Annotated in this window: 8 protein-coding genes; 3 read left to right on the top strand and 5 right to left on the bottom strand. The window is 46.0% G+C overall.

The annotated features are described in order from the left end of the window. Positions 1-74, bottom strand: a 74-nt coding sequence (locus H6F51_19940) for an IS1 family transposase (protein ID MBD1824744.1), incomplete at its 3' end; no start/stop codon positions are given. 533 nt (positions 75-607) lie between these two features. Between H6F51_19940 and H6F51_19935 the strand changes: the two genes are divergently transcribed. Then, positions 608-1159, top strand: coding sequence for a heme NO-binding domain-containing protein (locus H6F51_19935; GenBank protein ID MBD1824743.1), 552 nt, complete (start codon positions 608-610; stop codon positions 1157-1159). Between the two features lie 7 nt (positions 1160-1166). After that, on the top strand, positions 1167-2501 hold the full coding sequence (locus H6F51_19930) for a GHKL domain-containing protein (protein ID MBD1824742.1): 1335 nt from the start codon (positions 1167-1169) through the stop codon (positions 2499-2501). Between the two features lie 193 nt (positions 2502-2694). On the opposite strand, the gene H6F51_19925 is transcribed toward H6F51_19930, so the two are convergent. From H6F51_19925 to H6F51_19915, 3 genes are all read right to left on the bottom strand, one after another. Continuing rightward, the gene (locus H6F51_19925) at positions 2695-4302 is read right to left on the bottom strand and encodes a glycosyltransferase family 2 protein (GenBank protein MBD1824741.1); all 1608 of its coding nucleotides are present in this window, start codon (positions 4300-4302) and stop codon (positions 2695-2697) included. Positions 4303-4382: 80 nt separating this feature from the next. Further along, positions 4383-5108 carry an HAD family phosphatase gene (locus tag H6F51_19920; protein ID MBD1824740.1) on the bottom strand — a complete coding sequence of 242 codons (726 nt, stop codon included), beginning with the start codon at positions 5106-5108 and terminating at the stop codon, positions 4383-4385. Further along, positions 5086-6612, bottom strand: a complete 1527-nt coding sequence (locus H6F51_19915; protein MBD1824739.1) for a mannitol dehydrogenase family protein — start codon at positions 6610-6612, stop codon at positions 5086-5088. The genes H6F51_19920 and H6F51_19915 overlap by 23 nt, the downstream gene beginning before the upstream one ends. 376 nt (positions 6613-6988) lie before the next feature. On the opposite strand from H6F51_19915, the gene hflX reads away from it, so the two are divergent. After that, complete coding sequence (hflX, locus tag H6F51_19910) at positions 6989-8677, top strand: GTPase HflX (protein ID MBD1824738.1); 1689 nt, start codon at positions 6989-6991, stop codon at positions 8675-8677. Between the two features lie 124 nt (positions 8678-8801). Here hflX and H6F51_19905 read toward each other — a convergent pair whose 3' ends face one another. Further along, entirely contained in the window at positions 8802-10694 is a 1893-nt protein-coding gene (locus H6F51_19905; GenBank protein ID MBD1824737.1) for a glycoside hydrolase family 2, read from the bottom strand. Positions 10695-10744 lie beyond the last annotated feature (50 nt).

The following is a 10744-nucleotide window of genomic DNA, read 5'->3' as shown; positions in this document are numbered from 1 at the left end:
CAAATATGATTTTGCTTGCCTTTGCGTTTTCCATTCTTGCGAATATGAGTGGATTGGCATTCAGGGCACTGCATTGAGAGTCACCTTAATTCATCTCTCCATTAGGCAACGCCCAACGTTCATCTGGTGAACGTGGTTGAGCAGAATTTTAGGCAGAATAGTACAGGCTCTCTTTGAAAAAAAATACGAAAATTTTCTATCTAATTACCCTAGCGAGGAGTAATATGCGGAATATGAGCCAGTCTAATGTTTCTAATTCCAGGATTAAGCAGAAAAAATCGGTCTGATATCCTAGTTTCGGATGTTATGCCTTTGAGCAGTCCAAATCGCCCTAACAGGGTATTATGCCGACCATCTCCGGCCTAACGCTCCGATCTAAATGGTTAGGCGGAAAGCGTCAGTCTAAACAATTGTTGGGCTACTTTATCTTCTAGTAACGACACGGTATGTAATCACTCCATTTGTACCAAAACTAGCAAATTTACTTCAGAAGTGGGCAACCTATTCTATAGGGAGCATTTTGCCGATCAACTTTCAAGCAACCTAATCTCAAAGAGGTTGCAGACAAGCTACATAGCAATTCTGAAACAGCACTACAGGAGGTTTTATGTACGGCTTAGTCAACAAAGCAATTCGCGACATGGTGTGCAGTCGCTTCGGTGAAGAAACCTGGAATAAGATTCAGCATAAGGCTGAAGTTGAAGTTGATACTTTCATCAGCATGGAGTCTTACCCGGATGATGTAACCCATAGGCTTGTAAAGGCTGCAAGTCTTGTTTTGGGTCTACCTGCTTCAGCAATCATGCAAGCCTTTGGAGAGTTCTGGGTGCAATACACCTCTGAAGAAGGGTATGGGGAACTGATGGCGATGAGCGGCGATACGCTTCCCGAATTTTTACAGAATCTAGATGACCTTCATACCCGTGTCGGAATAAGTTTTCCAAAACTCCAGCCGCCATCTTTTGACTGTGAGGAAATTGAAGGACAAAAGCTACACCTTCACTATCATTCACATCGAGAGGGGTTAGCTCCGATGGTGGTGGGATTAGTGAAAGGCTTGGGTACGCACTTGAATACAGATGTTGAAGTTACCCAAATTCAAAGCAAGTCTGAGGGTGCAGATCATGATGAGTTTACCATCCAATATAAACCCAACTGAACTTTTCATGCAGCCCCAATTCACTTTGCCACCCCACTTACTTGCGAAGTCATTTCCTTTTCATTTTGTGTTTAATGGCGATCGCACAATCATCCAATCTGGAGAAGTTTTGCAGCGGCTTATTCCTGACATCATCGGGTCACAGTTTACCAAGTGCTTCCAGATTAACCGCCCTATTATTCAAACTGCTAATTTTGCTGCCATTAGTAAGCAATCTCACAGCATATTTATTCTGAAATCGCTCCATAGTGAAATGACTTTAAAAGGGCAGATGATACCTGTTGATGACTGCGAGGCCATTTTCTTTCTGGGTTCCCCAGTCGTTACAGAAATTAGCCAGCTAAACCACATTGGAATCAAATTAAAAGACTTTGCAATTCACGACTCTGCTGCTGATTTTCTCTTTCTTTTGCAAGCGAAGAGTCGATTAATGGATGAGTTAGCAGAACGGGAAGTGAAACTAAAAGATATTTTAAGAGGCAAGGAGGAGATTGCCACACTTGCAGAGGCGAGAGCTAGAGACATAGAACAGGCTCTCGAAAACTTACAGAGAACTCAAGCACAACTGATTCAGGCTGAAAAGATGTCTGGGTTGGGACAAATGGTGGCAGGGATTGCTCATGAAATCAACAATCCGGTTAACTTTATCAACGGTAATCTCACCCACATCGACCAGTATGTTCAGTCTCTCATAACCCTACTTAAACTTTATCAACAGTACTTTCCACAAGCCTCTCCTGAAATCACTGATTGCATGGAGGAGATTGACCTTGAGTTTTTATTGATTGATTTACCACGTATAGTTGCATCAATGCAAACGGGAACCAGTCGGATTAGAGATATTGTTCTGTCATTACGCAACTTTTCTAGATTGGATGAGGCAGAACAAAAAGATGTGGACCTACACGAAGGAATCGATAGCACATTACTGATTCTCAACCACAAGTTAAAGCAAGGTATTGAGGTCGTTAGAAAATATGGAGATTTGCCAAAAATTTTGTGTTATCCATCTCAATTAAATCAAGTATTTATGAATATTCTTTCCAATGCTGTTGATGCATTATTTGAGACTGATGTAAAATCCAAGCAGATTGTGATACAAACCTGTGTAGCTGGCTCTAAACAGGTTTGTATCAGCATTCAAGATAATGGAAATGGAATTCCTCCTGAAATTAAAGAGAGAATTTTTAATCCATTCTTTACGACAAAGCCTAGCAGCAAAGGGACAGGATTAGGACTATCAATCTGCCATCAAATTATCGAAAAGCATCAGGGGACGATCGATGTAATCTCTGAATTGGGAAAGGGAACTGAATTTACCATTAAAATTCCAATTTCCTAATCTCAGTGGTTTTCTCTAGATTAAGAGATAAAGCTTCTAATCAATTGCCAGCAACTCAACACTGCGTTGGTGCGGACGGAACAGAGAGCGTTTGTGGGAGTTCGAGGCAGTCCGCCGCCGCTCAACTTAGCGTTATACCGCTGACACAACTGACGATGAAGATAATGAAAAACTCCAGCGATCGCCTTTCAAATTACTGCCCGATCGCCCGTGAGTAAGCTATCTCTTTCAGCCCTAGATACTCCCGCCAAAACGCCTCAGACGTTAGCTCTGCATAAGCATTTTTCCAGTCCTGACTCGCATCCTCCCAGCGCGTGCGCCCTTGTTCTGCAACACTTGCCCAACGTGCTAAAAGCTCAACGCTTGCTAAAGTATCAATCTCGATTTGATTTTCATAGCTCCGACTCAGCTTCAGCGTCATCGGGTGAGTCAACTCTGGATTAGCACCCTTAATCAACTCCGTCCCTTTCAGATAGTCCTCAAATGCTTTAATCAGCATCTGAGCACGATCGTAATCTGGCTTTAACAACGCCTGCATAATCTCTTTGGTCAGATTAGTCACCGTATGTTTATAGTTCGGTGAGAAGTGCATTGCATAAGTAATCAAATCATTGCGGAAATAGTAGTATGCTTCCCAATTGAGGTTCTTTGCAGAAGCGGGAATATGCCATACTGCCATCGACGGGAAGGTGACGATCGGAATGCCAAACTTCCGCTTTGCTCTCATGCAGAACTCAACATCATCGAGCTTAATAAACAACGGCAACGGCAGTTTGATCCGCTCTACCAACGCTTTCGAGAAAGAGCAGAACCAAAACCCACCATAATCTGCATCCACTTCCCTCAACAATTGATTCAGAACCTTAGTATCCCGCAAATCTAAATCATAGTTCAATGGCATCAGTGAGTCAGATGCACCCTTCGTTTTAGAAGCCTCGTTGTAGGTTGCGCCTGCCTCATACAAAGACCATTTTCTGTTTAAGTTCAGCAAGCCACCCGCAATGATCAACTCCGTCTTCGCATACTCATGCACCGAGAACAGTCGAAAAACGCTTTCGCTTTCTAACTCGACATCATCATCCATCAATAGAAGATGAGTCGAGCTACCTTCTGCTAAAACCTCCATGATGCCTCTGGTAAAGCCACCACTACCACCCGCATTCATGTTCGGAAATAGCTTCACTCTCGAATCTGCAAACTCATTCGGATCAAGTGTCCGACCATTATCCGAAACAAAAATCTTTAAATCGCGATCGTGCAACAATTCATCTTGCAGCAGCGTCGAAAGAGTATTTCTAACGTAATCCTCTTTCTTGAACGTACAAATCACAATGCCAAGTGAAACTTCCCTAGCTTTCGGTTGATCCGTCGCAATCCAGCCAGACCCGAAAATTCCCTGTTCACTGAGGCAAGTAATCTCAGCATAGATTCTGCCTGCATTTTCGGTTTGAACCAGATCGATCGCAGCCAGCTTCACAGGCGTAGAAAGCTCGCACTGCTCAAGATGTTGTTCTAAAATTGCTTCTCTTGCATTACTTTCAGCGACTTCTCTGTAAACAGTAACCTTAAAATCACCCTCTAGCTCTAGCACATAATAGATAGATTCAAGCGAGGTGTATTTAACGTAGTAGCTTTCGTAAAATGAATTGAAATAAGAGCTAGAAGAAACCGTTCCACCTTGACCCAGAACTATCTTTTTGCTGCCTTCCTGATCATCAATCGATACTGCTCCATCACATTGAACATACAATTGAGCAATATCAACTGACTTGGGAAGCTTGATTCTACCAATAATATTCATAAAGCTTTCTGTTACTAACTCAATCCCATTATTAAACTTAGGGGAGAGCATTCAAAAAGACTCTCTTTCTTGAGACAGATTTAGAGCAATGGAATCAATTCAGACATCTGTTCAATCACACAATGAACACCCGCCGATCGCAGTACAGAGACACGATCGCTACGTTCATCTTCAGTAATGTGAGTGCCGCCCACATACCCTACAATCATTGGAATTCCAGCCGCAACCGCAGATTTTACTCCACTGATTGAGTCTTCGACTGCAATACAATTTGATACCTCTGCATTCAAACACTGTGCCGCATAAAGATAGACATCTGGCAAAGGCTTCGGTCTGCGAACCGGAAGAGAATCAGCCGCACTAAACACACGATCGCCAAAATACTCCATTAACTCCGAAGCTGCTAAACAAGCCTTTAACCGCCGTAGACTACTGTTGCTCACTAGCGCAAACTCAATGCCACGATCGCACAACTCCTCTAGCACCGCAGGCGTTCCCTCAGTTGGCTTTGCATCAATGCTCAAGTGATCGATCGCTCGATCTTCTTCCTCCAGCACCAATCGCTGAATGTCAGCCTCCGCTAAAGCCATCGGTGCATCTGCATAAATTTGCCCCAAAATCTCTCGATACGGTTTCCCTGCAAAGTGCTTGATAAAGTCTGGCAAATCATAGTGACGTGCCCCCGGAAACTCGCAAACCACCTCAGCCGTTAATTTCCACGCGCTCTTTAACGCCACAATCTCGCTATCCACAACAGTTCCGTCATGGTCAAACAAAACGACCTTATGCGGCTGAAACGATGTCATGCTCAAAATGCTCCTGACTGTAATATCTGAGTGTAGCCGATAGTCCGCGTGTCCGAATCTCCCACATTGCCCGATCGCACTCCAGATCGAGCAAGTCGCAACACTCTCCCGGCTCTAATCCAAGCATTTCACTCAATGGCTTCCCTGTTTGAATCGCCGCAATCACCTCTGGCTTATCGTTGGCTTCAAACGACTGACCAAGCTCACTCGCACCCTCTCGGATGGTCAGCATCCAAGCCGCGATCGGCAACATCAATCGTCTTAAACTCACCCCTTGAGCATGAGCATCTTTCAAGATTGGAGCAATATACTTCCCAATTTTTCGAGAAGTTTCTGCCGCAATTCGCTCGATTTTGTCAGGAGTCGCTTCATTGCTTAATCTCAGTAACACCTGATCAACATACTGTTCGCACATTGAATCGACAACCGGAGTTGCAGCGGTAATATCATCCATCAATAACCGCAGAAATAAGTGGTACTCTGGAAATCTCAGTGCTTGATGGACACACTCAATCCCACCCCGAACTGCCAAACAAGCAATAAATGAGTGAACTGCATTTAGAAATCTAGATTTGAGATGCAGAAAAGGAGTGATATCGTCCGTCATCGTCACGCCGATCTCTTCCCACATCGGTCGATCGCTGCTAAACTTGTCCTCAACCACAAACTGCCAAAACGGTTCAGTCACAATCGGTGAACGATCGCGAACCTGTAATAATCGATACGAATGCTCCTTATCAGCTTCATGCGCTTGCGGTACAATTCGATCGACAACAGTATTCGGGAAAGTTGCATTATTTACAATGTACTCTGCAAGACTTGAATCAACCTGTTCTGCATAAGTTAGCACCGCTCTTTGTAAAATCTCCCCGTTTCTCGGTAAGTTATCACAAGACAGTGTAGTAAAAGGTGCAATGCCACGATCACGACGACGACGCAAGGCTTCCACAATGAACCCGATCGCAGTCGTTGGATGAGTTGGATGCTTCAAATCATGCACAATTCCAGGGTGATTAATATCTAAAGCAAACCGTGAATCCAGACAGTAACCGGCTTGAGTCACAGTCAATGTGACCAAATGAACCGTAGGCGATTCCATTAGCTCAAGCACAGTGTTCGGCTCTGCTGCACCATCAATCATGTGCTTGATCGAACCAATCACATCTGCTGACTCATGATGTTCATCCCCGATGTAGCGCTCAGTTAAAGTATAAAGAAAGTCTTGAGGCTGCAACTTCGTGATCGTGCGATGACTTCTAAGGCTCACACCGCAAATTCCCCATTGCAGATCCTTTTGAGACAAGTGTTGATGAATAATACGTGCAAGGTGCGCCCGGAAAAAACGACCCGGACCAAAATGCACAATACCTATATTCAATTCGCTTCGATTATAAGGAGACTGTTGTTTCCATAACTCAGTTACAGTAGCTGGAGCTATGCCTGCACTCTGAAGTCCTGCGTCAGACAACGAAGAACGAGTGCTCACCGAAAAATAGTCTTTCATGACATCCCTTCAGATTTAAGTGGAGTCGATATTTAATGTGACAAATTCTTAACTTGAAACATTCACAACTGCTTACAGCGCGAATGTTCACTAAGTTGTAACTCAGAAAGTTATCGACTTAGTGATCAGCTAAATACATCAATTCAATAATTTTGTTTCCTTATAGTATTAGGAGCGATCAACCCTGCTATCTATCTGTAGTTAAATTCATAGATCTAACTTGCGCGCCTTGGATAATTCCAAATACCTAGCCAATCTATTCTAAGGATGTTTATTCCTTTGAACTAACCCTCCAGACTCCCTCCTACCCAAGTCAGAGGTTGACAGAGGAGCAACTCTTTATGGTTGAGGAATCGCAGATTTGCAGGTTTACCTCATGGCAACGCTTCATGGTAATCTTCAGGGCTTGAAATCCACACATATCAAGCAAATTGAGCAGCTATACGAGGAACGATTAGCGGACGATCGCTTCATCACTCCAGAATTTGCTGACCAATTAGCCGCCCTCAGCCAACTCATTCATCAACCGCTCTGCTGTTATATTAATCGTCGCGGACAAGTTATCCGCGTTGGAATTGGCACTCCAATGCAAACCCGCCTTCCTGACTCTGAGTTACCTCGTCGAAGCGGCGATCGTTTCAGTGGAATTCGCTGCTTGGTTGCTCAGTTTCATCCGCCCGATGCCAGCGCCTTTATCGCCATGCTGCGTCAGCGTCTCGATGCAATGGTCGTTCTTACCTTAGCCGATACAAAGTCCAATCAGGCAAAAGCCTTAATCCAGCACTCTTACTTAGCGCATCTTACTCCCGACTTTGACCAACCCTGGCAAGTTGAAACGTTCCCGCTCCAATCTCTATTTGAACAAGATGCCGACGAATTGATTCACGACTGGGAAAGCGACATCCAAGATGCCGGATTCGACTTATTACAAACGGTTCAGTCTGATCACGATCGCGCTCTACTCGTCGGACTTCAAACTGATGGAATGTCCGATCGTCGCTTCCAAGACAGCCTTGATGAATTGCGCCGCCTCGTCGAAAGCGCCAAAGGTGAAATTGTTGGAGTCGTACAGCAAAAACGATCGCACCCTCATCCCCAAACCGTGATTGGTCACGGCAAAGTCGAAGAAGTCACCTTAGAAGCACAGCGATTAGGGGCAAATCTCATCGTTCTCAATCAAGATATCTCTGCCACCCAAGCGCGGAACTTGGAAGAACAAATCGGAGTGCGCGTGGTTGATCGCACCCAGGTCATCTTAGATATCTTTGCCCAACGAGCGCGATCGCAAGCCGGAAAGCTCCAAGTCGAACTCGCACAGCTTGAATACACCTTGCCGCGATTGCGCGGACGCGGGCAAGAAATGTCTCGCTTAGGTGCAGGAATTGGAACACGCGGCCCCGGTGAAACCAAGCTAGAAACCGAACGCCGCACCATTCAGCGAAAAATTACTCAACTCCAGCAAGAAGTCAATCAACTGCAAGCCCATCGCGCCCGTCTCCGTCAGCAGCGCGATCGCCAGCAGCTCCCCACGATCGCCCTTGTCGGCTACACCAATGCAGGCAAATCAACGCTTCTAAACGTTCTCACCCAGGCCGATGTCTATGTTGCCGATCAACTATTTGCCACACTTGATCCAACCACTCGCCGCTTAACAATCACTGATCCAGACACGCACGATCGCCGCGATGTATTGCTAACAGACACGGTTGGATTTATCCATGATCTGCCACCTGCGCTAATGGATGCCTTTCGCGCCACCCTCGAAGAAGTCACCGAAGCCGATGCACTCCTTCATGTTCTCGATCTCTCTCATCCCGCTTGGGAGCAGCATCTAGAATCCGTGAACACGGTGTTATCTGAACTACCCGCAATACCCCCAAACGCAATCTTGGTGTTTAACAAAGTCGATCGGGTCGATCGCAACACTTTAGAGCAAGTGCAGCAATCTTACCCCGATGCAGTCTTTATTTCAGCGACTGAACGCCTTGGTTTAGATCGGCTTGCACACTGCTTAATGCAACTATCCAACACTTTGACACCCTCCACCGCAGTCTCTACTCAGTAACTTTAAGAAAAAAGAGATTCCCCAATCCAAGGAAATCTCTTTTTTCTTAAAGTCCCCCACTCATGGCGGATTTAGGGGGCATTCAACGGCTCAACCGCAGCAGAAACCCATCAATCACGCCGGACTAACTCTGCCAAGATCCACTGCACTGAGGCGTAATCGCACATTCCGCAATCTCAGCGATCGTCTCATGTCCCAGAGTCGCCGCCTCGATCGCATTGATATCAAACTTTGGTGTGCGATCGATATAAAGCAAGCCATTTGCCTCTTGGAAAGTATCTGTTAACTGCGTATAACAGAATCCACTAAACATCTCAACGCGGTTCACCACATTCAGAAGCTTGTGATAGCGCTGCTGAAGATCACAGATATCCGAAGAACGATCGTAGCCCCAAGCTTTATCCGCTTGATCATCGGTCGGGCGAGTGTAAGCCACTCCACCAAACTCCGTCAGCATGATCGGCTGCCCTTGGTGCGGATAGCCATCCAGCGTCAGAATTCGTCCGCCCGGTCGCTGTGTCTCAAACAAATCCGACAATTTCACTTCAGAGCCATAGCGCTTACCCAGTCGATCGGGCTGGCTGTCATAATCATGAATCGCCAGAATATCTGTCGTCGCACTCTCCCAACCATCGTTGCCGATCACCGGACGAGTCGGATCAAGCGTTTTTGTCAGGTAGTACAACGCCTGAACATAGTGCCGTTGCGCTGCGGTTTCCGTCAGGTTCGGAACCCCCCAAGATTCATTAAACGGCACCCAGGCAATAATACAAGGGTGGCTACTATCGCGATCGATCACCTCTGTCCACTCTTTCGTAATTCGTTCAACCGCCTTACGAGTGAACCGATAAGCACTGGGCATTTCTTCCCAGACCAATAATCCCATCACATCCGCCCAATATAAGAAGCGCGGATCTTCAATCTTTTGGTGCTTGCGAACGCCGTTAAAGCCCATCCGCTTCGTCAGTTCAATATCTTGACGCAGCGCTTCATCCGATGGCGGAGTCATCAGGCTTTCCGCCCAATAACCCTGATCCAATACCAACCGCAGATAGTAAGGATGACCATTCAGCATAAAGCGATCGCGCTGAATGTTCGCGGTTCTCATTGCGGTGTAGGACTTCACCTCATCGATCAACGTGCCTTGATGCCAAAGCTGAATCTGAGCATCGATTAATGTTGGTTTCTCAGGACTCCACAACAAAGCATTACGATAGTCGTCAATTCCCGGATCGGACAATGCAATCCGGCGGTTGATATCTTCGTTAACGACTTCGTAAGTGTCATTCACCAACAATCGATCGCCCACGCTCAAACGCACTTTGATGTACAAGTCATCACAGTTTGCGCCCACCATCGAGGCTTCAAATCCAATTTCCCAACGCTCAAAATGCGGTGCCCAACGAATTTTCTCGATATAGGTTTGTGGGACACACTCAACCCAAACGGTTTGCCAGATTCCAGTTGTACGGGGATACCAAATGCTGTGCGGCTCTAGCTGCCAATCCTGTTTTCCTCTAGGCTTCGCCAAATCAAACGGATCATCTTGTGCCAACACCGTCACGCGCTGCATCATTCCCGGTTGAAGAAATTCCGTGATCTCAAAGCTGAACGGGGTATATCCGCCTTCATGACCCCCAACATAGCGACCATTGACCCAAACCGAAGCTTGATAGTCTACTGCGCCAAAGTGCAGCAGCACCCGTTGATGATCACTCGGAACTTCAAATTCTCTCTCATACCAGCAATAAGCGTGAAAGCCAGTATCACCGATGCCACTTTTCTCTGTTTCAGGAGCAAAAGGAACTTCGATCGTATGTGTCCATTCAGGTACATCATCGGGCTGTTTCCAATCTCCTTGATCATTAAAGGAGAATTTCCACGACCCATTGAGGTTGATCCACTGCGATCGCTGAAGCTGCGGGCGCGGATAACCTGTTTCGAGTTGACGACAAAGTGCGATCGGGCTAGAGGCAGACTGAGCAATACTGTCGAGGCTTTTACCGAGTAGTTTCATGGAAAGTCACTCCTTCAATTAGGAGAAAATGCGCCTTGCTTCGATGCGCG

Source organism: Cyanobacteria bacterium FACHB-DQ100 (assembly GCA_014695195.1).
Taxonomy (GTDB): domain Bacteria; phylum Cyanobacteriota; class Cyanobacteriia; order Leptolyngbyales; family Leptolyngbyaceae; genus Leptolyngbya.
The sequence above is the reverse complement of the archived record's forward strand: the minus strand, read 5'-3'. Positions and strand labels throughout refer to the sequence as shown.

What these genes read in the sequence shown, in the direction of transcription:
- H6F51_19925 (MBD1824741.1), bottom strand. Translation starts at nt 4,302, where the DNA reads ATGAATATTATTGGTAGAATCAAGCTTCCCAAGTCAGTTGATATTGCT.
- H6F51_19930 (MBD1824742.1), top strand. Translation starts at nt 1,167, where the DNA reads ATGCAGCCCCAATTCACTTTGCCACCCCACTTACTTGCGAAGTCATTT.
- H6F51_19935 (MBD1824743.1), top strand. Translation starts at nt 608, where the DNA reads ATGTACGGCTTAGTCAACAAAGCAATTCGCGACATGGTGTGCAGTCGC.
- H6F51_19905 (MBD1824737.1), bottom strand. Translation starts at nt 10,694, where the DNA reads ATGAAACTACTCGGTAAAAGCCTCGACAGTATTGCTCAGTCTGCCTCT.
- H6F51_19915 (MBD1824739.1), bottom strand. Translation starts at nt 6,612, where the DNA reads ATGAAAGACTATTTTTCGGTGAGCACTCGTTCTTCGTTGTCTGACGCA.
- hflX (MBD1824738.1), top strand. Translation starts at nt 6,989, where the DNA reads ATGGCAACGCTTCATGGTAATCTTCAGGGCTTGAAATCCACACATATC.
- H6F51_19920 (MBD1824740.1), bottom strand. Translation starts at nt 5,108, where the DNA reads ATGACATCGTTTCAGCCGCATAAGGTCGTTTTGTTTGACCATGACGGA.